Below are 26,184 nucleotides of genomic sequence, written 5' to 3'. Positions count from 1 at the left end.
AATATGGCATACGAAATTAAACCCGGACAGGGAACACTGTTCAAGAATGACAAATACGAAGCAGGAGGCATACAACCTTATTGCAGGGGAAAGGTAAAAACGCCTGATGGTAAAGAATGGGAGGCCGCCCTCTGGATTCCAAAGAGTGACAAGGTGAAAGGATTTAATGTGTCGATTAAAGAGCCTTACGTAAAAGACAACACAGATGATCCGTATGTATCTGGAAGTCCATACGCGGACAATACAAAAGAGACAGGTAGTGATTTACCATTCTAAAATATTCAACAAACACAAAGATGGGACAAATAGCTAAAGATATTATAAAAGGACGTTGCTGTCAGTTATGCTGTGTGTATTTCAAAGAAGAACATGGATATCCAGTAGTCTGTAAGGATTGCTATAGCGATATGGATAAGGAAGAAAAGAAGAATTATCAATTAGCAAAGCATAAAGAACTGTAACAAATATCCCGAAAAGATTCAAGGAGCATATAATCAAATAAACATCATGGAAAATAAAGAAAAACATTTTTGTCTGACAGACGAATTTAAGGTGAACGTATTTGGCGTTAAAGTATTCCGAATAAAGTGTACCAGAAAAGTAAGAGAAATCGAGGTTGGGGATCTCGGAGGGTGGGTGGAAAAAGAAGACAACCTATCCGGCAATGCGTGGGTATCCGGCAATGCGTGGGTATCCGGCAATGCGGAGGTATCCGGCAATGCGAAGGTATACGGCAATGCGGAGGTATACGGCGATGCGAAGGTATACGGCAATGCGGAGGTATACGGCAATGCGGATTACTGTTGTTTTCAATCTTTCGGGTCCGCTGGCCGAACAACAACAGTTTTTCGTGAAAAAGAGAACAAGTTGAAAGTTCGATGTGGGTGTTTTTCTGGCACACTGGAGGAATTTGAGAAACAAGTTGAATCCACTCATGGAGACAATCAGTACGGAAAAGAATATAAGGCAATCATTAATGTGATAAAAGTAAAGTTCGGGGTATAACACCCCAACTGCGGGAGTGGTGGAATTGGTAGACACGGGGTGTTGAGTTATACACGAAGTGTGAGGTATTAATGAGACGCGCAACCTCAATGACACGTGCAAAGAAACCCGAATATCTCAACGTACAGGTTCGAGTCCTGTCTCCCACACAAACCCCTATAGATAGAGAGAAACGGGGTAAACAATAGGCATATAAGACGCAATTTGCCGGACAGTATCGGTACATAGACTGTGACAGTGGAAAGACACACGAGGGTTTAGTAATTGCAGAATCTGTATGATGAGTTTACTCCTGACGGCCGGGAAAGACCGGCATTTTAAAACAAAGTATATGGCTAAGACAATCAAGATAGTAAAACAAAACGGAATCTTACTGAATAAGGAGATTGCGGCTGAACGCTTGGAAAGCATGTTGAGCATGCTCTCAAACGGCGAGTATTCACTTACAATATCAAGGATTGTCAAAAAGCGAACACTGGATCAAAACAGGCTAATGTGGCTACGTTATGCTTGCATCGAGAAAGAAACCGAGACTCCGAAAGAAGATGTGCATGATTACTACTGCATGAAATTCCTGTCAAGGAAAACAGTCATAAACGGTATCGAACAGACTATCACTTCCGGAACAAGCAAGCTAAGCACGCTTGGAATGAAAGACTTTCTCGACAAAGTTCAGGCAGATGCTCTGACAGAGTTTGGAATAAAACTACCCGATCCAGGCGATTTATACTGGAAAGAATTTGAGGAATACTATAAGCACTTTATTTAAGATATGGAAAACTATAATTTATTCATTGAGAACAAGAAACATTTGGAAGGAAATCATGGAATATTCCCTTCATTCCTTCCTGACTGTATGTTTGACTTTCAGCGTCATATTGCTGAGTTTTCAATACTCAAAGGGCGTTGTGCAGATTTTATTGATACTGGACTTGGAAAGACGATTATAGAACTTGTTACGGCTTACAATTACGCTATCACAACAAACCGTCCGGTTCTTATTATAACCCCTCTTGCGGTTGCTTTCCAGTTCCTAACAGAATCAGTGAAATTCGGAATAGATGATATTATGTATTCCAAGGACGGAAAGTTTAATACAAAGATAGTTATAACCAATTATGAGCGTCTAAGCAAGTTTAATCCTTCAGATTTTGATTGTGTGATACTGGATGAAAGCTCCATATTGAAAAACTTCCAAGGAAAGATAAAGAATCTCATTAATTCGTTTATAAAGAAAGTAAAGTACCGCTTTTTATTCACAGCCACCCCATCCCCTAACGACTTTATAGAATTGGGAACAAGTTCGGAAGCATTGGGATATATGGGATATACCGATATGCTGACAAGGTTTTTCCATAACAATGAAGACACAATAAGGCCGCAGAATATTGGCACGAAGTGGATACTAAAATCGCATGCTGAAAATGATTTCTTTGATTGGGTAAATAGCTGGAGTATATCTATGCGAAAGCCGTCCGACCTTGGATTTAGTGATGATAAACATATACTTCCGGAACTTATAACGAATTACATCCCGGTTGAGAACGAAGAAAATCTAATAATCAATGGCCAAATGGCGCTATTCCCAATAATAGCGAGAACGCAAACAGAAGTTCGACAGGAGCAAAAGATAACAATCCGTAAACGGTGCGAAAAGGCGGTAGAATTAGCATCCCTTCATGAATCATCTGTCTATTGGTGCAATCTTAATCCTGAAGGAGATTTACTACAGCAGATAGATAAAGACGCCCACCAGGTAAAAGGCAGCATGTCTATTGACGAAAAAGAAGAAATACTAATAGCGTTTTCAAAAGGCGAAATAAAGAAACTGATAACAAAGGCCTCTATGACAGCCTTTGGACTAAACTGGCAACACTGTAACCATACGGTATATTTTCCTACATTCTCATACGAGCAATACTACCAAGCTATACGCCGCTTCTGGAGATTTGGACAAAAGCGACCGGTATTTGCAGACCTGGTTTATTCAGATGGCCAAAAACGTGTATTGGATTCTCTTCTGGCTAAAGCAGAAAAAGCAAACCAACTATTCACAAAGCTAAATGATAACGTACACCGAAATTTTCACATCCACTCGAAAGAATTTAATAAAGAAATAATACTTCCTAAATTTTTAACAGCATGACAAAAGATCAGATCATAACAGAAGACTATGCGATATACGAAAGTGATTGTATGTATGTCACTTCCGGATTACCGGCACATAGTATAGACTTATCCGTTTACAGCCCTCCTTTTGCTGGGTTATACAATTATTCCAGCTCCCCAAACGACTTCTCTAATTGTGAGACAAAGGAACAATTCCTTGAACAATACGAATTTCTCATAAAAGAGATTTCACGGATAACGAAACCGGGAAGAATATCGGCGGTTCATTGCGAGGAAATAGTGAATCAGAACGGCAGCAACTGGGATTTTCCACATGAGATCATAAAGTTGTACGAGAAGCACGGATTTTACTATAAGAACCGCATAACGATATGGAAAGAACCCCTAAAGGTCCGCATGAGAACAATGGTCCGGTCTCTGATGCACAAACTTATAGTAGAAGATTCTACCGAATGCTTTACCGCAATGCCGGACTACATACTTATTTTCAAGAAAAAAGGGATAAACGAAATACCGGTAGTACACCCGAAAGGATTATCCTATTATGCCGGAGCAACACCCATGCTGCCGGATATGGAGAAAAAGTATGGAAATTTTGAGGCATTACAGCGGAAATATAAAGATTGGGAAGATCCAAAGACAAACAAACTGAGTCATATTATCTGGCAGCGCTACGCATCATCTGTCTGGGATGATATCAGAATAGACAATGTGCTTCCGTATAAGAAAAGCAAAGAGGAAGATGATGAAAAGCACGTACACCCTCTACAACTGGACGTTATAGACCGTCTGGTAGAGTTGTATTCCAACAAAGGAGAAACGGTGTTCACTCCATTCATGGGAGTAGGTAGCGAGGTTTACAGCCCTGTATCACTTGGACGCAAAGCTATTGGAATAGAACTTAAAACAAGCTATTTCAAACAGACGGTAAAAAACATGCAAAACGTGAAAGAGAGATTTGCGGAGGAATATATCCCCACCCTGTTTGATGAACTGGAAGAAGAAATATAAAACCATATAAAACATAAATCCTATGAAGTATTTTGAAGTAAAAGCAAGTTTTGAGAGGACGCTCGAAAATGGTATGCAGAGTAAGGTTACAGAAGTATACCTCTTTGATGCCATAAATTACACGGAAGCAGAAGCGCGTACCAACAAGGAATTAACGCCCTTTGGAGAGTTTGAGATTATTGATATCAAACAACCACGGATATCAGAAATATTCTTTAATGAATCTGGCGACCGCTGGTATTCAGGAAAGGTAAACCTTATCCTTTTGGATGAAAACTCTTACCAGGAAAAGAAGAAACCTATCAAGGTGTTAGCGCAGGCCTCTACGATTCGTGAAGCTATGGAAGTAATCGAAAAAGGAATGGAGGGTACTCTTGCCGACTGGGAACTGGTAGAGATTAAAGAGACGCTGATTATGGATGTTTACCCATACGTTCCGAAAGAAGGGGAAGAAAAACCTATCCAAACAGAACTATTCCCGGAAATGGATCCGCTATTCTGTGAAGCCGTCAAACTGGTACAAAAACATGATAACGCTTCACCTCGTTTCCTCATGGCGAAATTACAGATTGGAGAAAGAAGAGTAGAAAAGCTGTTCTCCCAGCTTGAAGAGCAGAAGGCCGTACTTACCCGTGTCTGGACAGAAGAGTTCCACGATGAAGATACTGGGGAGCCGGTTTCTATCAAACGGAAAGAGATTGAAGGTATAAACAAAGACTACAAACTACCTGACTGATGGGCTTGCTGATCGGCATAGACCCGGATACGATTAAATCCGGGTTCGCATCCTTCGATGTTGAAACTGAAAAGCTGGAAGTTGAGAGCCTTACTTTCTTCGAGGTATTTGATAGGCTTTCCGAATTACAAGGCTGTATACTCCTTGTGCGTATTGAAGCTGGATGGCTTAATAAGAAGTCAAACTTTCACGGAAAGTATCTCCAGTCAAAGAGTGCCGGGGAAAGGATAGCCAAGAATGTAGGAGCGAACCACGAGACAGGGCGTAAGCTGGTTGAGATGTGTGAGCGCCTAAATATCCCTTATGAGCTCGTGAAACCTTTAGGGACTAAGAGTATTGACGCTAAGACCTTCCGGTTAATCACTAAAGTAGAAGGACGGATAAACCAAGATGAAAGGGATGCGGGTATGCTGGTGTATAAGTTTAGACGGATGAAGATTAGAAAGTGAGATTATTTAAAAATAACAAGAAGTTATATGACGCACGCCTCTTTATGTACAGGATTTGGAGCAGCTGAATTAGCAGCCTTATGGATGAACTGGGAAAATGCTTTCTGGTGCGAAAATGATGATTTCTGTAGAGAGGTATTAAAATTTTGGTTCCCTAAAAGTATAGGATATGGAGACATTACAAAACAATCTTTTCGAGAATGGCGATACCGGATTGATATACTTACGGCCGGATTCCCATGCCAACCATTCAGTAACGCAGGAAAGCGAAAAGGAGCGAATGATTACCGTTACCTCTGGCCGTGGGTGTATAAGGATGTGCGAGAAATCCGACCGCCTTGGTTTATTGGCGAAAACGTTGATGGAATCGCCAGCATGGTACAGCCCGGTACGGAGACTCAAGTGGAAAGTCAAGCCTCTTTATTTGAAGCGCCTGACACGGAAACGATACTCGAACAAGAATACACCCTTGGTGTTATCTGTAGAGATCTTGAGCGAGAAGGATATCAAGTCCAACCGTATATTATTCCAGCTTGCAGCGTCGGAGCGCCCCACCAAAGATACAGATGCTTCATTATTGCCCACTCCGACCGCAATGATGCCGGGAGACGTAGATTTAGAAAAGCTGGACAAAAGAAGAGAAAAGGTCAAGGCGAACAAGAAAAACGGGAACGGGTTCGGAGCATCCTTGAACGAACTGGCGAAAAAAGGATTACTACCCACTCCGGAAGCGAGCAATTACAAGAACGGACACAGGAAGGTATCTCCGAGAATAGAGAGAAAGATAAATCAAGGTTGGACTATTGGACTGAACGATTTGGCAACTCTGGGATTGTTGCCGACGCCTACAAATTCAATGGTAACGATGGCGGATTTTGTACAAGCGAAATTCCACAGCTCAAAACGTCCGGAATATTCCAAATGCCAGGATGGAGCGAATTTCCAACTCAATCCCCTGTACTTGGCGGAAATGATGGGTTTTCCGACTCATTGGACGGTATTACCTTTTCTAAATGGAGAAGCGAATCAGTCAAAGGGTACGGAAACGCCATAGTACCTCAGGTGGCTTATGAGATATTTAAAGCAATAGAAACAGTGGAGAGAAATCTTCAAATACCTTAAAACATGAACATAACAGAAATCATCAACCAGATAGAGGAGGATAAGAAGAAAAGGAAGATACATCCGACTCATGCAACGCTACTTGAGATATCAAGGCTCTGCGAGGATATAGATGTAAAGAGTGAGTTAAACAGGCTCTATCTTGAGGGTAAGATAGAGGTAGGTAATACGATTAATGGAAAGTTTGTAAAGCTGATATGAGTTATCTTAATTTGATTAATAATTTTTGGAAAGTAGACGAGGTTTGGCAATTTGACGGCACGGATACGAGGCTATACTTTTTATTGTTAAAGATAGCGAACACGGTAGGCTGGGATGATAACACCAAAACAACTTCCAACAGTGCAGCGGAATTTGAAAATACCGATTCCAGATTGGCTGGCTTAGTAGGTGTGTCAATAAACACGTTTAAAAACTCCCAAAAGAAACTTATCAAATCAGGATTAATATCAGTTGAATTAGGCGGAAAGAAGTACGGAAATAAAAGTAGGTATCAAATATTGATAGCTAACTCGGGTGCTAACTCGGGAGCTAAACTGCCACCTAACTCGGGAGCTAAACCAGGAGCATATAATATAAAGACTAAGACTAAGAATAATAATATACCCCCCACACCCCCCAAGGGGTTTGAGAAAATAGAATCCAAATTGATTGAGTTAGAAAAAAAACTGCAGGAAAAGGACAATCAGATAAAGGAACTTGAGGGGAAGATGCCGGATACTGCTAATCCAAGAAAGCCCCAAAAACCGGCATCGCCTCTTAATAAGCAGGCCAGGGAGGTATTCGAGGATCATTACAGAGATGTTTTCCAAAGCGATTACTACTGGTCCGCAAAAGACGCAGGCGGAATGTCGTCTATCCTAAACAAGCTGAAACACCAGCGAAAAGAAAAAGGGCTTGACCTGACAGACGAAGGAGTATTATTTGCTCTTAAAGCTCTCTTAGGGTCTATTACAGAAGGATGGATGTTTGAAAACTTCAGCGTTCCAAATATCAATTCAAAATTCAACGAGATTGTATCAAACGCGAAATCAAAAGCAAATGGAGGTAAAAAAACTATCAACAATTCTACCGGAGTTAACGAAGAGTTCTTCCGGAACGTTGCAGAAGGAATCGCCAGGGGGCTTACTCCGGACTGATAACGGATGCGAGATCAGCCTTTATGGAGCTGGAGAGTTAAAGCCGAATGAGATTGCCGTCGAGATGGCTCGCCTACGAACTGCATTTCCAAAGCAAAGCCAGGAGTTTTTTAATCTTCTTGCCGAAAGGGTATTGAAAAACAATTTTTCCCCGGAAAGGCTAAGAGATGCTGTCAATCATACTATCGACAATTTTGCCTACAAAGAGCTGAATGTTTCCGATATTATTCGGTTCGACAGGCGAGCTAAACTGTACACCTACGGAGAAGTATGCAGGCTTGTAATGAAGGGCGAAGCGGATTTCTCGGACTTTAAAACAAAAGAGGTTGAAGGGGAAGTGTTTAGGGTTAAGAAGTCGGATTTATTATAACTGAAAAAACAAACATCATGTGCGGATATCAAATTAAAATTACGGTTGATGGGTATATCAGGATTGATTACCTAAACCACGAGTCAGGGAGTTTTAAAACGAGTAACGAAGCGTTGTTTAAGGCGCTGGGATGAATAAAAATAACAAAAGATGAAAAATGAAAATATAACAAATAGATATGAAGAAATGCTATCTACCATTGAAGATGCCAAAATCTATGATGGGCGTGGAGTATATGATTTATACGAATGTGAGAAATGCGGGCATCAACAAATCACCTTGTATGAAGATAAAGGCGTAACACCTTTTATGATAAGGTGTGAGTGCGGTGATTTTATGCAACATACAAAATCTTTCAGAAGCGTACCGGATTATATTCGTGTATCGAAGTGGAGAAGACCTACGTTGGATCAGTTATTAATGCTATCAGATGTATCAATAGAGCATGTCCTCAATGGAGGATTAGTTTTAGACTCAGAGATTCATTTGGCTATGCTATCAAAGAAACAACAGCCAAGCATGAATATAGGAATAGTAGGAGTTGGGGAAGATGTTGGAATAGAAGAATTATTGTTAGCGCGCAATAAACAATCGCAGGTTATTGCTATACAAAACAAACCGAAAAAAAGTTTAGCATGGCATCAAGTACCTCTATGGATGAGAGATGCTGGCCTAAGTAATGTTCAAAATATTATAACAGAATATAATCTTATTCAAGAAAAGAAAAGCAAGCTAAGTACTAATAAACGTAGGCTTTTGGTAGAATTTGTGGTAAAAGAAAAATTAATTGAGATTAACGAAAAATGAGAGCGTTTGAAAAATACGATTTTGATTCTGATAAAGAGTTCAGGGTAAAAGTAGGGAAAGGAAACAAATTAGAGATTACGATTCAGGACTTTCACTTGATTTTCGGTGTTAGGCTATGCAAGAAGGAAGCTCAAAATCTCATAGACTTTATGAAGGATAAATTGGATGTGTTAAAAGATTAACGAAACATGAAATCAATAAACCAACAAGCAAAAGAATACGCCTCCGGTTTCGATAGTAATCTGATCGGAAGGCTGGATTTGGAAACAGCGTTCGAGAATGGCTTTAAGGCTGCTCAGGATTGGATAAGCGTAGAGGAGGAGTTGCCGGACTATTACAGCGTAGTTTTGATTAAGAGAACATTATCAGACGGAACATACAGGTATAATACGGCTTGGCTGTCATTAATGGATGACGGAAGATTGACGTTTACACTCAACGAAACCAATAAAATTGTTGGTATTGAAAACGTTCCTGAATGGCGCCCAATCGAGATGCTATAAAATTCCAGCTTGAACTATTCGGAAATCCCGAATAGTTGCTAAAAATAAATAAATCGAAAATAAAACTGAAAATAAGATGATTAAATCAAACGAATTAAGAATAGGGAATTGGATAAAACACTCAAACGAAAATGGAGCGTTTCTTCTCTCTGTAAAAGCGATAAGCGAAAAATTTGTGACTGTAGAGCACGAAGGAGGAAGCTGGATGTTGCCATGTGAAGATTTTGAGCCTATTCCATTAACAGAGGATCTGCTGTCAAAAAGTCCTTCATTCCTTAAAGCAAGAAATAAATATGGTCCGACATTTCATGTTTTAAAAGACGAATGGAAGTAAAATGGACTATAGAGTATTGGAAGAATGTAAAGGTAGAGGAACATAGAAATAAATTCTTCATTCATGGATACGGAAAGATTGCATTTCTGCATGAGCTACAGAATTATTACTATTTGTTTGAGAAGAAAGAACTGGAGATAGAACTATAAAATATAACTACAATGAAAGGAATATTATTTACAGAGCCGAATTTTATCTTAACGATAGAAGGCCACAAGACAAATACCCGGCGATTGGTTAAAGCGCCAAAAGGGCTACATGGAATACAGGCCGTATCAAAGAATGGAGAAATACTGTATTTCAGGGGCATGGACGAAAACGAGAGGCCTTATAATGACAATGGGGATGATTATCTGATAAAACCTCGATACAATATAGGAGAAAAGGTTTATCTAAAGGAACCATACATCAACGATGAAGATATGCTTTTTACCGCCTTTCCTATCAGGGAAACTATGTGCAACAAGGGAAGCGATATACTGTACCGGTATGGTAACGACACGGAAATATTGGATTCAATATACGGGGATTTAGTCAAATGGAACAATAAAATGTTCATGCCTGGGTCGGCTGCCAGGTACTTCATTGAAATAACAGACGTCAAGTGCCAGAGGTTACAGGATATATCAGATGAAGATTGTTTGAGAGAAGGAATAATGGAATATTGGATACCGAAAGATGGTGTTCCTTTAGAATCTTACCGTTATCCGGGATGCGAAACCTTTTATGATACACCCAAAAATACTTATGCAGCCGAAATAGATGCGATAAACGGTAAGGGTACATGGGATAGCAACCCGTTTGTGTTTTCTTATTATTATAAACTCGTTTAATCCCATTCAAAGCCGAAAGGCTCGCAACCGATCGGCTTTGAATAGAAAGGCAGCCTTAGCAACCTTTGAATGTGACAAAACAAAGGTAATAAATTAAAACGTATGGAAGATAAAGTAAGAGAATATTGCGAAAGGCTGGGGGTTGAGTATAGTTCTGTAATGTCCAAAAGCCGGGAATCGTATATAAACGACAGAAGGCAAGTTATATGGTACATACTTAGAAAGAGAGAGAAGTATAAAATCCAGGAAATAGAATTATTCTTCGGGAAGTCACGCCCTACAATAATTCACGGAGTAGGCCGCGTGTCTGATTTTCTGGATATCAAGGATGAAAAAATGCTTGAAATAGTAAAAGTTTTCGACATGTAGAAAACTACGCATTGATAAATCAAGATCATTTCTATACACTGCCTAACTTCGCTAAAAAGTGAAGAATATGTGCGCAGCACCGAAAGGAAATCAGTTCTGGAAACTAAGAAGCAAGCATGGTAGAGATAAACTCTTTGCCACGCCTGAGCTTTTATGGGAGGCTGCATCAGAGTATTTTCAATGGTGTGACGATCATCCGTGGGCTGTAAGTAAGACAAAAAAGAAAGAGGATAAGACCGAAACAGAGGAAACGCCTACCCAAAGGCCGTACACTATTTCTGGACTAATGTTGTATTGTGATGCCAGTCAATCTTTTTGGCGAAAATTCAAAGATGAAGATCATAAAGATTTTTTCACTGTCATAACACGTATAGAGGGAGTAATCGAAACCCAACAATTTGAAGGGGCTACGGTTGGGGCTTTCAATGCTAATATAATAGCGAGGAAACTTGGTCTTTCGGAAAAGACAGAGGTTAAATCAAATGTAATAAAGGTGGAGTATGAGTAAATGGATCAAACTATATTCAGATTCAGTAAAAAATGCTTCAATCCTCTTTATTGGCATATTGAAGATGCGCAAAAGGATCACAGGATTAGATATATCCTGGTTTACGGAGGAAGTTCGGCAGCTAAAACTTATTCAATCGCCCAATGCCAGTCTGTAAACGCGCTTGAGAGTGATTTAAATGCTTTGGTGCTTCGGAAAGAAAGCGTAACAGTTATGACTACTGTGTATGAGACTTTCAAAGATGTGCAGCAAAGAATAAATAAAGAATCCGAGTTCTTTGACTTCTTTAATTTCAAAATCCAATGTCTGAACGGGAATCGCTTCGTATTTAAAGGGCTTGACGACTCCGAAAAGGTAAAGGGGCTTGAATCGTTCAATATTGTCTACCTGAATGAGCTTACAAAGTTTGACGAGGCAGACTTTGACGAGATTAGTCGCCGACTCAGGGGAAGACCAAATCAGAAGATATACGCAGACTGGAATCCAATAGAGGAAACCCACTGGATAAAAACCTCACTGATTGATGGAGATGAATGGGTTGAGCAACCTTTAATTCTGGATGGAAAGCCACAAAGCAGATTAGATAATCAGTCTCAAAAGTGGATAAACAAAGCGGGGGATGCAATCCTTATAAAAACAACATACAGGGATAATTACTGGGTGACTGGGAGTCCATGTGGCGAATACGGATTTGTAGATAGCCATACGATAGCCAACTTCGAGAAGATGCGCCTAAAGAAACCAAACCAGTACCAGGTATATGGACTCGGAAACTGGGGAAGTTACCGCGTAGGAGGTGAGTTCTGGAAATCATTTGATATTGACAAACACGTTCAGCCGGTTCAATTTTTGCCCGAAAAGACGGTACACCTGACAATAGACATCAATAGGATTCCTTACATATCCCAGACGCTATGGCAGATCAACGATAAAGAGATAAGACAGTTCGAGGAGCTGTGTGCTAAAGACCCGGAAAACACCGCTGTAAAGGCGGCCAGGAAAGTAGCAAAGTATCTGGATGATATTGATTACACAGGAGTGGTTTACATCTACGGTGACGCCTCAGGAAAGAATAAATCAGCAACGGATAACGATAGTTTCTTCGGAGTGTATCTACGGGAGTTCAGAAAGCATTACATAGTAAACGATCGCATAATGAAAGCTAATCCGTCAATATCCATGAGCGCGGCTTTTATCAATGACATATATGAAGGATTAACGCCTTTCTCTATCGTGATTGGTGATAACTGCTCCCTTTCAAAGGTAGACTATAATACAGTGAAAGAAGGAAAGGACGGAGAGATGGTAAAGGAGAAGGTAAAGGATTCTGTAACTGGAGTGTCTTACGAAAAGAACGGACACATTTCAGACGCGAAGAGGTACTTTATATGCAGGGTTTTGGAGAAGGAGTATAAAGAGTTCAAACAAAGAAGAAAAAAATACGTGGTATTATGATCTTGTCTACAAATGACATATTGAATATAATAAAAGAAAATCCGGGAAAGAATGTTGTCGGATTGGCGCAAAAGATGCGAAAGAATCTTTTTGTCCATATATACGGGGTAGGTATGGATGAGTATATTCAAAAGATCAACAGTTTTGAAAACAACGATCAGTATATAGCGAGAAAAAAATATGCGCGCTCCAACAAGGATATAATGGAGAGGGTATCCCGCCCAATAGACAAGATATTCTCTGCTACTGGAGGATCAACGTTTTATGATCTTCCAGATAGACAAAATCAGATATTCCGGGACAAACTAAGAAATACTGAAAACGGGCTTACACTTCGTAAATGGGTGGAACAGTATTGGAAGCCTGCATATCTTGCTGATCCTATGGGATTGGTATTTATGGAGGTAGACGGAAATGGAGACGCTTATCCGACATATAAAGGAAGCAACGAGGTGTTTTCTTATAAACTTAATGGTAGAAACCTTGATTATGTGATTTTCAATGTTGGTAAGGAGCAAGTTCCTTGTGATAGCCAGCCAAAACTTCCGAAAAGCGTAAGTTCAGGAAAGAAAAGATACCGGGTAGTAGATGATTTAAACGACCTGATTGTTGAATATGAAAATGAGCATATAAAAATAATAAAGGAAGAATCATATCCTAACTACTTCGGAATTGTTCCAGCTATTATCAACTCAGACCTTCCGATTTTAGGTACAGATTATTTTTGCAGCCCGTTTGAAAAAGTGGTAGAGCTGGCAGACGAATACTTGAGGGAATGTTCCGTAAAGTCTGTATATAAACTTTTACACGGATTCCCTAAATACTGGGAATACCAAAGTCAGTGCCCGAAATGCCTTGGCACCGGATATGTTGAAGGAAGTGAGTGTAGCACATGTAAGGGAACAGGATATAAACTAAAATGGGATGTTTCAGACGTAAAACATCTTCCTGTCCCAGAAAGCGGAGATACGAAGATAGCTCCGGATGTAGCTGGATATGTTGCTCCGGATATAGACGCGTGGGACAAAATGTCTGAGGAGTTAAAAGACCTCGAAACACTCATGTTTAAAACGATCTGGGGAACAAAAGAGCTGGAAGATACGGAAAACGAAACTGCAACCGGAAAGTTCATAGACACTCAGCCCATAAACGACAGATTAACAAAATTCTCAGAGGCGGCCGAAACGATTGAGAAGTTTATAACCGACCAAATGGGTGCATTCTATTTTGGAAACTCATATAAAGGTTCGTCCGTGAATTACGGAAGACGGTTTCAGATAGAGACACCAGATGCGATATGGAATAAATATGAATCTGCCAGGAAGAGCGGAGCTCCTGATACGATGCTTGATGATCTCCTAATGGAATACATACAGTCTAAGTACGAGAACAACTCTATCGAACTTCAAAAGCAGATCAAGTCTTTAGAATTAGAGCCATTCCCGCATATTACAGCATCTCAAGTTAAGGCTCTCAATGTGTCAGGCATGGATTATACGAAAAAGGTTTATTTTACCGAATTTGTTAAAACACTGAGTGATAATGAAATAATATTTACTCAAACAAAGGTGTTACAGCAGAAATTTGACGAATATGTTAAAGATAAATTAATAGTGAATCAAAATGAAGAAACAGGAAGCATTAGACCTAATCAAGAGTGAACTTGAAAAAGGAACTTCAAAAGAAGAGATAAAAGAAATCCTTATGTCTCAGGAAAAGATCGGGAATAACACCCCGACAGAAGTATTCGTAGAATCTCTTTTTCCAGAAGAAGCCGTGAGCGTTGATGACAAGAATGAAAGTATCGCAGAGAAAAACCTGGACGAAGTAGAAACAGAAGCGTCGCCCAAGAAGGCAGATGCTAAAAGTGGATGTAATTACGAAAAGTGGGTTGTTGCTCTCAGGAAGGATGGGGTTGTGAAAGATAAGATCAAAAAGGTTAAAGACGTAAACATACCTGACCATGTGGCAGAATCGCTTAATAAAGCGTCTTCCAGAGGGATAAAAGGAACGATTTATTACATTAAAAAATAAACAGCATGTTATCAAAGGAAAATATAGACAAGATTGCCGGTTTAATCAAGGTTGATCCGAAAACCTTAGAGGAGGCCATTAAGTCCGAAAAGGAAACAAAGGTGGATATTCCGGATCTTTCCGTTTTTACTCAGGAAGATTTAAAAACGAGGGATCAGAACATTCAGAAACAGCATTACGACAGCGGGAAGGCGGTCGGTGTTGAAATCCTTGTAAAAGAACTGAAAGAGAAACACGGGATTGAATTAGAAGGAAAAGACCCTCATAAATTCATAGAGGCGCTTAAAGCTAAGATCGAGAAAGACGCCAACATTAAGCCGGATGAAAAGGTAAATGAGCTTAGCGGCGTCATAGAAAAGTTGAAAGTGAATGTTTCTACACTTCAGGCGGAGAATGACACGTTGAAATCAGATATCCGAACAAAGGATATGACATCGAAAGCGCTCTCTATGGTGACGAAGGATTATCTTCTTTCAAAAAATGACATGCTTTCAGTTATGAAACTGAACGGATATTCCATAGAAGAAGAGAATGGGTCAATAGTGGCCAAATTAAACGGGGAGATCGTCCGAGACAACATGACGCAAGCACCAGTTTCTATAGACAAGGTGTTCGATACTTACGCGGCAGAAAAAGGATGGGCGAAAGGAACAGAAGACCCTCGGAAAGGTAGAGGATCCTACAGTACAAAAAATAATTTAGGCGTTCCTTCATCGCTATCAGAGTTTGAAAAACAATGGACAGGAGAAGGGAAAAGTACAAATTCAGCGGAGTACCTGGCTAAAGCCCAGGAATACGCAAAAGATAATAAAGATTTTTTCAACAATTAGCACAGGATACAGTGCGAGGTTATTATCCCAGGTTACAGGGAGTCATTTTAAAAACGAATAATTATTATGCCAAATTTTAATGCGTCGAACCTTGTGATGGCTCAGGCATTGCTTAATCAGGACTTTCAAGCTCCTGAATTAAGACAAGCACCATCTCCGGTTCTTACATTAGGCCAAAAGAATAGCCAGATACTTATTCCAGGCCACATGCAGCTGCGCACACGTGAAGACCGCCCTATACAGGCTTATATCATAAAGCGCAATCTGCGAACGACTACCGGGAGCGGGAGAGCCCATGACCACCAAGGTGATTTAGGGGATTCCCTTTCCGTTGATCTCAGCTGGACTCCCTTTGTGGATAAGTTCAAGTTTACGTTAAAATGGCTGGATAACAATATGTTTGATGCCAATCGTGTACTTGCAAACCAGTTCTCTCAGGCTTTCCAGAATATCCGCAACGATATCGAAAAATTCTTAGTGGATTACCTATATGCCGAAAGGACACAGGTGAATATCGCCACTAAGAACGGTACTTGGAATGCAGCAAATTTCGCTTTCGAGATTGCATCTCCAATTAACGGAAGGTATTGGCAGCTTGCGAAGTCAATGATGGCGCAAAACTATTACAGTGGACTGTATGACGTGATTGCCGACCCGGTAGCTTATGCAAATGCAGAGTTCCATGCGGCACAAGGAAAATCAAACGCTACGAACTTCGGATTCCAATTTAATGGAATGAATATAGCTCAAAGCGTAGACCTTGATGATGCGAATTACACGAATGGCGTTTCGCTGTTCTTGCCTGCAAACACCTTCGGTGTACTTGATTGGATACCAAAACAAAACCGACAGGGCGAAGGTGATTATAATACCTATGTGGGAGGTTTTGGCTCAATGACAGACCCGGTAAGCGGACTTGTGATGGCCGTTCATGGATATTCGCAGAGAGCCGATACTTCTGCGACAAATGGAAACGAGCAGGATGTTGTGATCGAATTTGAAGTATCTGTTGATATTTCTCCAAATCTCGCACCTCTCTCTACGGCAAATGAAACGGTAGTATTTGAAGTAGCCCAGGCATAATGTTCAATAATGCTGAAATAAAAGAAGTGCTGTTTGGCCGGATGGGGTGGCGCGATTCGCTTTCCCCGGTTTCTTTGTCTGAAAAGAATAAAGAAGCCAGGTCAAGCAGATACTTTCAAGATACGCATGGAGCTATAACGCTCACTAATATCTATGATAATATAGAGGAGGTGAACGCAAGAGAAGACAGCTTCAACAAGTATCTTGAGGATTTACAATATTCAGCCATATTGAACAGCTTAAATGGGGTATTCAACGAAAATACACTTATTGAGCAATCCCTTATTTTTAACCGGGACTCTGAAAGACGGGAAAATCCGAAGAGTAATCCTGTGGGAAAGGTGGGGTATAAGATATCCGTTTCAAAGGATGCCAGTTATAGCTGCATGATAAGAACCCTGTCCTTGCTTTTTGCGGGGACGGGGACTATCAATGTGGTTTTACAACATAATACGGCTAGCATTCTGTACGAGAAAACTGTTGAAGTTGAAGATGGTAAGGAGGTGGTCGTTAGTGTAGATTGGCCTTTGTATTACACATGTGACAAGTATAAGGGAGGTTTCTTTTATCTATACTACGAAAGCAGCCTTGTTCCAATCGACTTTACATCTCCTGGATTCAATAAGACATATATGTTTCGCGCCGAACCGTCAGAAGGCGAAAGCCTGGAAGACTTGTCTTTTTCAAACAAGACATACGGACTCAACGCAGAAATATGTTCTTATCGGGATTTTACAGAGGTAATAAAACGAAATGAGTATGTTTTCGACACGATTATTGGTTTACAAATGGCCGCCAACGTGATTGAGCTCATTCTTAATTCCACCCGGTCAAACAAAACGGAAAGGATATCTAAGAATATGCTTGATAAGCTGTATAACGACTTGAATATTGCTTATTCTTCTCCTGAATTTCCTTATACAACTGGAATCAGAAATCAGATTGCACGGGAAATAAAAAGACTGAAAGAGAACCTTCTTCCAAAAGGGAAAGTAAAAACGCTCACACCATGCTTTACGTAAAAGAGAATCCGACAGGAATAGACAAGCCGATCCAGAAGCTTCAAAACAGAATTTGGAGCGGTTTATTGAAGGCATGGGGAATCGCAGAGAGTGATTACAACTCCTTTTGCCGGGTGTATATCAACCGTAAAGACGGAGGATATATTCCGGAGTTCTACATGGGTAGAAACGAATACCGAGAAACGTTCTTTGATGATAAAGTTTACGCTACGAGCTTTTTTGTCATGGATGAAACGGTGAAGTTTGAATCAACCTCTATGAGAACAACGGGTTCCCTTATTTTCTGCGTAAATCTTGAGAGGCTTAAAAGTAAAGTTCTGCACCGTGCAGATGAAGAAGTAAGGATGGATGTTGTAAGCCTTTGCAACATGTACGGATTTACCGTTTCTTCCATACAGGTAGGGATAAAAAATGTGTTCAGGGAGTTTAGTCAGGATGTAATAAAATTCACAGACATGCACCCTTTCCACTGTTTTAGGATAAACATGAATATTATTTACGATAAATGTTAGAAAAAAATGAAAAAGATACTGAAAGATTGTAAGAAGGGCGGCCTTATCGGCTGCCGTAACCGGGACAGAGCTAAGTTCATGGGTTTTTCCATGCTTATTTTGCTCATTGTATCCGCTCTCTGTTATTTGACTGGAGATTTAGCTGGTATGTTCGCCGGAGGAAGCATTAACGTAGCAATGGCGCTGGGAACTGTTATAGCAGATTGCTCGGCAAGAAACGCCCGCACAGGGCGCGATAACTGCCCGAAAAAAGAAGACGGAACGGCGGGACTTATAATTACAAAGCTATCAGCTACGTATTCTACAGACCCGGACACATTTAAGGATGAGATTCAGGCTCATATCATATCCAACGGGGTAGACAAGATGTGGCCTATAATGAATATCATTAACAACGAAGGTTCCGGAGGGGATTCTAAAACATCTGATGTCGGATTTTCGGGTCCGAAGCCAGTAGGAATAAATCCTCGTGGTGTAAAATATAGGATTGATGCTGGAGATTGCCTGTATAAAGAATTGATGGAGCTTGATAAACTTCAAGTTCGAGTATTCCGTGTTGATCAGGAAGGATATATATACGGGACTGCAATCATTAGAAAGTCTGGAGGATCAGATGCGGAAATGTTCCGTGGATTTGATGCTACGATAAAGATCACCCGAATTGAAGGAAATGGAAATGACCCATACGCTTTATATATTGATGTGTATTACTCAGCAAACTACGAAAAAGAGCTAAAGACATTGCATGGGTTTGAGCTGGACGAGTTACCAGAAGGGATTGTAGGCGTAAAACTGGCAAAAGGTTCTGATTCAGGAAAGGCATTGGTAGTTTCTGCATGCTCAGGAACAGACTACACCTCAATCTTTGGCGAGCAATGGGCGGCTACCATGTTCTTAAATGACGGTGGACAGCAGCCAACCTCTGTAACATACGATGCTGAGACGAATGAACTCACATTCACTCCTACAGCCAACTATCGTGTAAGAAACGCTTTGGCTCTTGACGAAGGCGGAATCTTTGGATTGGACGGCGTAGACGAATTTACTTCAATTTAATTCTAAGCGGTATGAAGATAAAAATAGGATTAAAGTCTATCGACATTAGCGATTCCCTTATCAAGGGATCAAAGAGCAAAGAGGCGTTCGTGAAAGAAAATGCCGAAGTGATTGCCAAGGCAAACGGATTGGATGTAGGTCTACTTTCGGGTAAGCTGGGAGAAGTATACGATCTTCTTGCGCCTCCGGCTGAAACGAAAGAGGCTCCAGAGCAAAAGAAGAAGGAGAAGTAAAAAGAAAACAATTTGGTAAAGGGAGGGGGCTGGCGTTTCCTCCCTTTTTGTTGACACTTTGATTTACATGTACGGTGTGGCACTATCATTATTGGCGTAAAATATTGGCATTATGATATCAATCAGGGGGATGATAGACAGATTTGAGGCGTTTCGGAAAGAGTGTGCTGGGATATACGATATCGCTTCCAAGGTAGCGGCAGATAACCAGGATACACTTCTTTCTCTCAATCGAGACCAGATGCTTTTAGGTCGGAATACGGACGGAGATTTACTTTCGCCTGACTATTTGAGCGACCCTCATTTTAAGACTCCGGAAGCGGCTAAAGCGTACGCTGATATGAAGTCTAAGCTGGAATCACAGCACAATGCAAGGATTCAGAACCCTTCAATATATCCAAACAAGCCAAAGAACACCCCGAACTTGATTGTTACCGGTCCGTTTCAGGGGAACATGTTTATAAACGTATCCGGGAGGACTTACAATATCAGTTCTACCTACATAGATACACCTGATATTTCGCATAAATATAACGACAAGGTGTTCGGAATCAGCCCTGAATCAAAGGTGTTCTTTTTCAATAATTACATAGCTCCTGAGTTCGCAAGGAGACTAAGTGGAATAATTCAAAAATACGGATAATTATGGGATGTGGATGTGGAAAAGTAAAGCTAAAGGCATCTGTTGATGTGCGCAGAACTGCAATTATAGAGTCAAATTCAGAAAAAACAGACGTTATTATTTATGAATATGAAGGTAAAAAATATCACGAAAAGAAAAGCTGCTGGGAAAAAGCGGGAAGACCTGGAAATCCTATCGAGTTCATTTGCTATACACAGCATTAATACATGTCCTCTCTACGCTTACATAGATGCGGTCTGTGATGGCAATTTAAAGGGGCTGGTAGTTAGTGGAAATCCGACCGAAGAGGCGCTAAAAGAAAGCCTATCAATTCTCACGGCTGAATTTTCAGCCCTGTGCGGGAATGGGCGCGCAAGCTCGGTAAATAACTCAATAAGGAAGATCTATATGCTACGGAATACGATCACGGCTTATAGTGCATGCATGACGCTAATTTCCGTTGGTGATTATTCATGTCTTGAGGTGCTTTCTAGATTCGGGATTAAAGCGAAAGAGCCTAAAACGGATGCGGAGAAGGCGAAGCTATTAAAACTGATAGACAGCAAGGCCAGGAGTAAGTCTGTTTCTTTGAAAGAAGAGTTATCCCGGTTGGAAAACACATCCAAAGAAGAGGAGTCTGGAAAGGTTACCGTTCAGGATTACAACGAACAGATTGCTTTGGTATCGAAGTTTTCAGGCTTCCATATTAATAGAATGACTATCACGCTGTCAGAATATGCGGCGTATGTGAAACAGTTTAACAAATCCTTAGAAATTAAATAAAATGGATACAAATGATTTAGTACCACAATCAGCGATAACGGAACTCAGCAAGTTAGACGAAAAACTTGCCGAAGCACAAGTGAAAATGAACTCCGTACTAAAAGAGGCTGGTAGTTTAAATTCTGTTCTTAAAAACCAGGCTATCACATACAAGGAGCTCGCAGCTGCAATAACGGCTTACAATGGAATTGAAAATAAGATACTGACGGCTCAAAAAGAGCACTTGTCGGTCATGGACGAGAAGGATAAGGTAACGCGTAAAGTAATTGAATCCACGAGCGCGGAAGCGAAAGCTACTGAGAATTTCCGTAAGAATTTAGAGCAGACTACTTCGGCTCGAATGGAAGAGAAAACCTTGATGGATCTTTCAAAGAAGGCATACGATGAAGCCACAAAAAAGATTGAAGAACAACAGAGGCAATATGTTGCCCTTCAGCAAGAATTAAAAGGAACACAAAACTCAATAAAATCGCTTGACAAAGAATATAAAGCACAGTCTGTTACATACGATCAGTACATAGAGAGGAAGGCTCTTCTTATAGATAAAGAGCAAGACCAAAAAGCATCAATCAAAACTCTTGGGGATACTATAAAATACAACAACCAGATCATAAGAACTTCTATAGGTAGCTATGATAATCTTTCTGCTCAATATTCCCGCTTAAAAATAGCAACCAATGGAATGAGCGATGCTGAAAAGCTTAACGGAAAATCAAAGCAAGAATTAGAATCTCACGCACAAGCCCTATACGGAAAGATGAATGAACTCCAAAAGGCCACAGGGAAACATCAGCTACAAGTCGGGAATTACGATTTAGCCGTTAAAGACCTGACAACAACTCTTCGCCTTGTCGACCCGAGGATCGGGGCGATAGTTGGAAGAGTACAGCAGCTTACTCCGTTGAAGGGGGCATGGATAAAGGTAAACGATCAGTTGGTAAAATCTCTTGGGGTTACATCAAGAATAGCATCAGCACTTCAATTTGCAATAGTAGGTCTTGTTGCTGGAGGGATAATGCTTGCCATAAAAGCATTCAAAGAGTGGAAAAATGAAAGAGATTTAATAAATCAAGCCGAATTAGAGGCACTCGAAAACTACTCAAAAGAAACCGTGCAATTAAAAATTTTATATAGCGCTACTCAAGACTTGAATAAAAGTTTAGAGGAGAGAAAAAAAGCAGCGGATGAACTAATAAAACAATACCCATCTGTATTTAATAATTTCACACAAGAGGAAATACTCGCTGGAAAATCCCAGGCGGCGTATGAAGATTTGACAAAATCCATATTGGCAACTGCCAAGGCGAAGGCGTACTCCGCTGTCGTAGAGAATATATATAAGCAAATGGCGGAGCTTGAGATTAAAAAGATAGAATTGGAAGAAGCCATCTCAAGGACAATAAGGGGAAGCGAAACGTTTAGAGTATTTGAGGCTAAAATTGGAGCGCTGGACGATAAAATGAAAAATCTATCAGAAACTGCAGAGACGTTCATTTCTAAAATAAACGTGACCGATCTTCTTGGAAGTGATTTTGGAAAGAATGATACTAAATCGGAAGAATTAGCATCTAAAAAAGCAGCAGAAAAAATTGAGAAAGAGAGGGAGAGATTGGCTGAATCCGAAAAGAAAGCTTACCAAGACTTAGCGTTATTCAGAATCAACCAGGAAGCGGAGGCAAACAAGCTCGTCCTTCAAGATAACAAAAAGACTTTCGATGAACGGACGGCCGCTTTAAATTCCTTCGTTGAAAAGCAAATGGAATCAATAAGCCAGTCCGCTAAATTCCAGCTTTCAAACGACAAGCTGACTTCTTCGCAAAGAGCGCTTATAAAGGACAAAGAGGTGGCAGAGCTTTTGAAACTCCAGCAAGAGTCTGAAAAAATGCAGCTTGATATTACGAAGGATTATGTTGAACAACAACAAAGTGTAATCAATGATGCTCACGAGGAAAGGCTGTCCTCTATGGCACAGAAAGAGCAGGATGCGCTAGAAAGACTCGCTGAACAATACGCAAACGATGCTTTCGAGAAAGAAGTGTACGAAAAGCGCAAACTTTCCATTATAGAAAAATACGCTAATCTACGCATGGAAGCCGAACTTGCCAGGCTCGAAGATATTCTGGAAATATCCGGACTGTTGGATGAAGAAATTGAGAAGATAGAGAAGAAGATAGCTGCTGTGCGTGCTGCGTATGCCAAAGAAGCAAGTGCAGTCGCAATCAAAGGGTATGAAGATGTGGCAAAAGCCTCTGATGCGGCTGCCAAAAAACGAGAGATGAGCGCAAAAGAACTCGCAAGGAAGATAATACATTACACAAACGAAGCGAGCGACATAGTTTTTGACGCTATAAACAACCGTTTCAGCCACCAATTAGACGTTCTTAGTAAGGAGTCCGATATAAACCAGGAATGGCGTGATAACGAGATAAGCCGTATCGAAGAGAAAGAGCAAGCTGGTGTTATCTCGGCAGCGCATGCCGATGCACAGAAAGCATACATAGAACAGCAAGCCCAGGCTCGTGAAGAAGAGATCGAGGCTAAAAAAAGGGAAATGCAACTCAAACAAGCCCGATGGGAGAAGGCAAACTCTATTGTGCAGGCAGCAATTTATACAGCAAGGGGAGTTACAGCAGCACTTCCAAACCTTGCACTAGTGGCAATAACAAGCGCACTGGGAGCGGCGCAAATAGCTACTATAGCCGCACAGAAGATACCTGAATACGCAGAAGGAACAGGAACACCTAAACACCCCGGAGGCCTGGCAATAGTCGGTGATGGTGGGCGCCCTGAAGTAGCCATACTCCCAACCGGAGAAAGATTCATCACTCCTGACTATCCGACGCTCGTCAATATGCCAAGGGGAACGGAAGTGTTCCCAGACATGACTTCGTATCTCGCAAAAGAGAACGCGCGGATACCGGAAAGGAAGGAAGAGAAGCCGATTAGCGCAAGCATAGACATGAAGGGGATGATAAATGAGCAGAAGGAAGTGGGGAAGAAGATAGACCGGATGACTGTTAGTATTAACAGGATCAGACAAAACACTATCTACTCTTCCGCTATCAGCAATCTTTCAAACAGAAATAAAAATAAACTATCGTGAAAACAGCAGACATATTAGAAAAGAGAATACCTAATCACATTAAGCAGAAGGTATTTCCGCCAAAAGTGAAGATAGCCCTTATAAATTTCGGGTACAGGAAGCGGGAATCGGAAGAATTAGACACCCGTGAACTGGATGTTACCGACCTCGTGGAAACAGGGGAAGGTTTCGAGGTGTCGTTTGACCGTGACGGGCTTTCCGGCATAGAGGTAGAAACCGGCATGATAAGCGGAGGTTTTGTTTTAGAGGCGAAGGACTTCCTAAAGGAACTATACGAAACATACCGTCAAAACGCCTACTGTCAGCTTAGAATCTACCTTCGTGATAAGGTAAAGGTAAACCAATATACGCTAATTCGTACATTCAGCCTTGACTTTAGCACTATCAAGATAGACGACAACCGGGTAACGATCGAAGCAGAAAACAGCGATCTTAATTCGTATATCAAGAGTGCCGGTAAGACAAAGTATGATATTCCTGTGTCAGAGATTGCGGAAAGCAAGAAATGGCAGTACAACCGGATGAATTTACGTCAGTCAGTAAAGTGGGTTCCGGTGGCGATGGAAGAAAATGTAACGGGATGGGTAGGGGCGGAATGGTTTTACCCATACATATACCTAAGCGGGTCAAATGTGCTGGAGAATGTAAAACATGAATTTAGAACACAAGATAAATCTTCTAGTGAAGTTGGAGGATTAAACAAGGAAGGGGAGAAGATTTTACTACATTTTTTCAAGGCGGACAATCATGTAACCGTGAACCTATCATTTATAACAAGGTTTACGATCAATAGAAAGGGGTACGATCCGGCAAAACTTTTATTATGTAAAAATGGCGAAACTGTAATTAAGGAATGGCCGTTCTATGTACATACTGTTGAAGACATTCAAGATGTTACCGTGGATTGCAATGAAGAAATAGAACTTAATGAATCAGACACATTATCTCTAGTCGTATCATACCACCACAATACATCCAATCCGTACCAGCTGACTATAGACTCTTTCCAGGATATGGAACTAACATTTTGGGCTAAAGGAATTTCGAGAACAATAGACGTGATTGATCCTGAAGCCCTCTTGAATAAGCTGGTAGCCCTTATGACTAACGGACGTGATTTCTCAGGGAGAATAGAATGGCTTAACGATTCAATAAGCCAATCCGAAAGCAAACTGATAGCGGCTGAATCAATCCGGCAGCTCGACAATGCAACTATGCATATATCATTTGATGATTTCAAAGATTGGATGGGAGTAAAGGGATACGAAAGGGAGTATCAGGATAACGAAGTAGTTTTCAAGCCGAGAGGACAAATGTACAAAAGTGACGTTGTGCTGGAACTGTCTGAGAGCGAAGTAAGCGATCTAATTATCGAGGCGGATCAGGATCATTTATACACATCTGTTGAAATAGGCTACAAAGAGCAAAATTATGACGATGATGGGTTAAACTCTCGATATGAAACTAACGGAACATTCAGCTATGATACGGGATATATCACGCAAAAGGATAACGTTTTAAGTCTTATTTCTCCATTCAGGGCAGACCCGATAGGTATTGATCTATTATGCTGGAAAACGCCAGAGGAATCAAAAGAAAGCGCCTCTAACAAGTCTGACAACGATATCTTTGAGTTGGTTGTTTATAAATCGGACGCATTACCCGGAAATAACTATTACACTTATGATGCAGTTTACCTTATGTCCGGAGGAATAAAATTGTTTAATGCCACACTAAACCCATTTTTCCTAGCATTGGCGAATATGACAAGGTTTGGCATTGTCACAAATAAATTATATTTCAAAGGTACAACGAATTACAGGGAGGCTACTTTGCAGGGATATACTTCTGATCTGATTTATGTAGATGTACCGATATTCGGGAAGCTGTTTGAGCCTTTTGTTTATAATTTTGCCACAAGCGGACGGATAGTCTTACCTGTTGGTGATGATATTAACGGGCTTGTGAAATTTAGGTATAAAAAGAAAAATTATCAGGGATATTTAAAAAGCGGCGTTCAAAATGTATTGTTCAATTCTGAAAAGCAACTGATATTGTATGCAAAAGAATAATGACAAAGAAGGGCGGCTTGACCCTTCTTTGTGCCTGTGATATAAATAATAAATATATTTTAT

General features: G+C 40.7%; 33 protein-coding genes and 1 tRNA gene. All 34 read left to right on the top strand.

Annotated elements, in window-relative coordinates:
* The first annotated feature begins 3 nt into the window (after window positions 1–3).
* The 34 genes from M2470_RS06725 (at window position 4) to M2470_RS06560 (ending at window position 26,121) form a co-directional block, all read left to right on the top strand.
* Window positions 4–276, top strand: coding sequence for a hypothetical protein (locus M2470_RS06725; protein ID WP_280744277.1), 273 nt, complete (start codon window positions 4–6; stop codon window positions 274–276).
* Between the two features lie 20 nt (window positions 277–296).
* Complete coding sequence (locus M2470_RS06720) at window positions 297–461, top strand: hypothetical protein (protein WP_280744276.1); 165 nt, start codon at window positions 297–299, stop codon at window positions 459–461.
* A 46-nt stretch (window positions 462–507) separates the two neighbouring features.
* The gene (locus M2470_RS06715) at window positions 508–1,005 is read left to right on the top strand and encodes a hypothetical protein (protein ID WP_280744275.1); all 498 of its coding nucleotides are present in this window, start codon (window positions 508–510) and stop codon (window positions 1,003–1,005) included.
* Between the two features lie 10 nt (window positions 1,006–1,015).
* Window positions 1,016–1,154, top strand: a tRNA-OTHER gene (locus M2470_RS06710).
* Between the two features lie 128 nt (window positions 1,155–1,282).
* A complete protein-coding gene (locus tag M2470_RS06705) occupies window positions 1,283–1,774 on the top strand; it encodes a hypothetical protein (protein ID WP_280744274.1) in 492 nt (163 codons plus the stop codon).
* 3 nt (window positions 1,775–1,777) lie between these two features.
* Entirely contained in the window at window positions 1,778–3,151 is a 1,374-nt protein-coding gene (locus tag M2470_RS06700) for a DEAD/DEAH box helicase (protein ID WP_280744273.1), read from the top strand.
* On the top strand, window positions 3,148–4,146 hold the full coding sequence (locus M2470_RS06695) for a DNA methyltransferase (protein WP_280744272.1): 999 nt from the start codon (window positions 3,148–3,150) through the stop codon (window positions 4,144–4,146). The genes M2470_RS06700 and M2470_RS06695 overlap by 4 nt, the downstream gene beginning before the upstream one ends.
* Before the next feature lie 22 nt (window positions 4,147–4,168).
* The gene (locus M2470_RS06690; RefSeq protein ID WP_348524214.1) at window positions 4,169–4,882 is read left to right on the top strand and encodes a DUF4494 family protein; all 714 of its coding nucleotides are present in this window, start codon (window positions 4,169–4,171) and stop codon (window positions 4,880–4,882) included.
* A complete protein-coding gene (locus M2470_RS06685; protein ID WP_280744271.1) occupies window positions 4,882–5,331 on the top strand; it encodes a hypothetical protein in 450 nt (149 codons plus the stop codon). Before M2470_RS06690 ends, M2470_RS06685 begins: the two co-directional genes overlap by 1 nt.
* 27 nt (window positions 5,332–5,358) lie before the next feature.
* Entirely contained in the window at window positions 5,359–6,453 is a 1,095-nt protein-coding gene (locus M2470_RS06680) for a DNA cytosine methyltransferase (protein ID WP_348524615.1), read from the top strand.
* Window positions 6,454–6,456: 3 nt separating this feature from the next.
* Window positions 6,457–6,654, top strand: a complete 198-nt coding sequence (locus M2470_RS06675; protein ID WP_280744270.1) for a hypothetical protein — start codon at window positions 6,457–6,459, stop codon at window positions 6,652–6,654.
* The gene (locus M2470_RS06670) at window positions 6,651–7,592 is read left to right on the top strand and encodes a hypothetical protein (RefSeq protein WP_280744269.1); all 942 of its coding nucleotides are present in this window, start codon (window positions 6,651–6,653) and stop codon (window positions 7,590–7,592) included. Before M2470_RS06675 ends, M2470_RS06670 begins: the two co-directional genes overlap by 4 nt.
* Window positions 7,495–7,962: a hypothetical protein gene (locus M2470_RS06665; protein ID WP_280744268.1), complete on the top strand. Its 468-nt coding sequence runs from the start codon at window positions 7,495–7,497 to the stop codon at window positions 7,960–7,962. Before M2470_RS06670 ends, M2470_RS06665 begins: the two co-directional genes overlap by 98 nt.
* 150 nt (window positions 7,963–8,112) lie before the next feature.
* Window positions 8,113–8,769 carry a hypothetical protein gene (locus M2470_RS06660; protein ID WP_280744267.1) on the top strand — a complete coding sequence of 219 codons (657 nt, stop codon included), beginning with the start codon at window positions 8,113–8,115 and terminating at the stop codon, window positions 8,767–8,769.
* Complete coding sequence (locus tag M2470_RS06655; RefSeq protein ID WP_280744266.1) at window positions 8,766–8,951, top strand: hypothetical protein; 186 nt, start codon at window positions 8,766–8,768, stop codon at window positions 8,949–8,951. The genes M2470_RS06660 and M2470_RS06655 overlap by 4 nt, the downstream gene beginning before the upstream one ends.
* A gap of 6 nt (window positions 8,952–8,957) precedes the next feature.
* The gene (locus tag M2470_RS06650; protein WP_280744265.1) at window positions 8,958–9,272 is read left to right on the top strand and encodes a hypothetical protein; all 315 of its coding nucleotides are present in this window, start codon (window positions 8,958–8,960) and stop codon (window positions 9,270–9,272) included.
* A gap of 76 nt (window positions 9,273–9,348) precedes the next feature.
* On the top strand, window positions 9,349–9,606 hold the full coding sequence (locus M2470_RS06645; protein ID WP_280744264.1) for a hypothetical protein: 258 nt from the start codon (window positions 9,349–9,351) through the stop codon (window positions 9,604–9,606).
* Window positions 9,597–9,755 (top strand): hypothetical protein, encoded by a 159-nt coding sequence (locus tag M2470_RS06640; protein ID WP_280744263.1) that lies wholly within the window; start codon window positions 9,597–9,599, stop codon window positions 9,753–9,755. Before M2470_RS06645 ends, M2470_RS06640 begins: the two co-directional genes overlap by 10 nt.
* 12 nt (window positions 9,756–9,767) lie before the next feature.
* Complete coding sequence (locus tag M2470_RS06635; protein WP_280744262.1) at window positions 9,768–10,439, top strand: hypothetical protein; 672 nt, start codon at window positions 9,768–9,770, stop codon at window positions 10,437–10,439.
* Window positions 10,440–10,541: 102 nt separating this feature from the next.
* Complete coding sequence (locus M2470_RS06630; RefSeq protein ID WP_280744261.1) at window positions 10,542–10,808, top strand: helix-turn-helix domain-containing protein; 267 nt, start codon at window positions 10,542–10,544, stop codon at window positions 10,806–10,808.
* Window positions 10,809–10,875: 67 nt separating this feature from the next.
* Complete coding sequence (locus tag M2470_RS06625; protein ID WP_280744260.1) at window positions 10,876–11,316, top strand: DNA-packaging protein; 441 nt, start codon at window positions 10,876–10,878, stop codon at window positions 11,314–11,316.
* Window positions 11,317–12,771, top strand: coding sequence for a phage terminase large subunit (locus M2470_RS06620; protein WP_280744259.1), 1,455 nt, complete (start codon window positions 11,317–11,319; stop codon window positions 12,769–12,771).
* On the top strand, window positions 12,768–14,432 hold the full coding sequence (locus M2470_RS06615; protein ID WP_280744258.1) for a hypothetical protein: 1,665 nt from the start codon (window positions 12,768–12,770) through the stop codon (window positions 14,430–14,432). The genes M2470_RS06620 and M2470_RS06615 overlap by 4 nt, the downstream gene beginning before the upstream one ends.
* Complete coding sequence (locus M2470_RS06610) at window positions 14,395–14,805, top strand: hypothetical protein (RefSeq protein ID WP_280744257.1); 411 nt, start codon at window positions 14,395–14,397, stop codon at window positions 14,803–14,805. Before M2470_RS06615 ends, M2470_RS06610 begins: the two co-directional genes overlap by 38 nt.
* 5 nt (window positions 14,806–14,810) lie before the next feature.
* The gene (locus M2470_RS06605; RefSeq protein ID WP_280744256.1) at window positions 14,811–15,635 is read left to right on the top strand and encodes a hypothetical protein; all 825 of its coding nucleotides are present in this window, start codon (window positions 14,811–14,813) and stop codon (window positions 15,633–15,635) included.
* A 66-nt stretch (window positions 15,636–15,701) separates the two neighbouring features.
* Window positions 15,702–16,718, top strand: a complete 1,017-nt coding sequence (locus M2470_RS06600) for a hypothetical protein (protein WP_280744255.1) — start codon at window positions 15,702–15,704, stop codon at window positions 16,716–16,718.
* Window positions 16,718–17,740, top strand: a complete 1,023-nt coding sequence (locus M2470_RS06595; RefSeq protein ID WP_280744254.1) for a hypothetical protein — start codon at window positions 16,718–16,720, stop codon at window positions 17,738–17,740. Before M2470_RS06600 ends, M2470_RS06595 begins: the two co-directional genes overlap by 1 nt.
* Complete coding sequence (locus M2470_RS06590; protein ID WP_280744253.1) at window positions 17,728–18,252, top strand: hypothetical protein; 525 nt, start codon at window positions 17,728–17,730, stop codon at window positions 18,250–18,252. The genes M2470_RS06595 and M2470_RS06590 overlap by 13 nt, the downstream gene beginning before the upstream one ends.
* A gap of 6 nt (window positions 18,253–18,258) precedes the next feature.
* Complete coding sequence (locus tag M2470_RS06585; RefSeq protein ID WP_280744252.1) at window positions 18,259–19,308, top strand: hypothetical protein; 1,050 nt, start codon at window positions 18,259–18,261, stop codon at window positions 19,306–19,308.
* A gap of 11 nt (window positions 19,309–19,319) precedes the next feature.
* On the top strand, window positions 19,320–19,541 hold the full coding sequence (locus tag M2470_RS06580; RefSeq protein WP_280744251.1) for a hypothetical protein: 222 nt from the start codon (window positions 19,320–19,322) through the stop codon (window positions 19,539–19,541).
* Between the two features lie 112 nt (window positions 19,542–19,653).
* Window positions 19,654–20,184, top strand: coding sequence for a hypothetical protein (locus M2470_RS06575; protein ID WP_280744250.1), 531 nt, complete (start codon window positions 19,654–19,656; stop codon window positions 20,182–20,184).
* A 102-nt stretch (window positions 20,185–20,286) separates the two neighbouring features.
* Entirely contained in the window at window positions 20,287–20,946 is a 660-nt protein-coding gene (locus M2470_RS06570; protein WP_280744249.1) for a hypothetical protein, read from the top strand.
* A gap of 1 nt (window position 20,947) precedes the next feature.
* Complete coding sequence (locus M2470_RS06565; protein ID WP_280744248.1) at window positions 20,948–24,049, top strand: hypothetical protein; 3,102 nt, start codon at window positions 20,948–20,950, stop codon at window positions 24,047–24,049.
* Window positions 24,046–26,121 carry a hypothetical protein gene (locus M2470_RS06560; RefSeq protein WP_280744247.1) on the top strand — a complete coding sequence of 692 codons (2,076 nt, stop codon included), beginning with the start codon at window positions 24,046–24,048 and terminating at the stop codon, window positions 26,119–26,121. Before M2470_RS06565 ends, M2470_RS06560 begins: the two co-directional genes overlap by 4 nt.
* Window positions 26,122–26,184: the final 63 nt, after the last annotated feature.

The sequence above is a fragment of the Parabacteroides sp. PH5-46 genome (assembly GCF_029892785.1).
Classification (GTDB): Bacteria; Bacteroidota; Bacteroidia; order Bacteroidales; family Tannerellaceae; genus DFXE01.
Note: the sequence above shows the minus strand (reverse complement) of the source record. Positions and strands in the feature narration are given on the sequence as shown.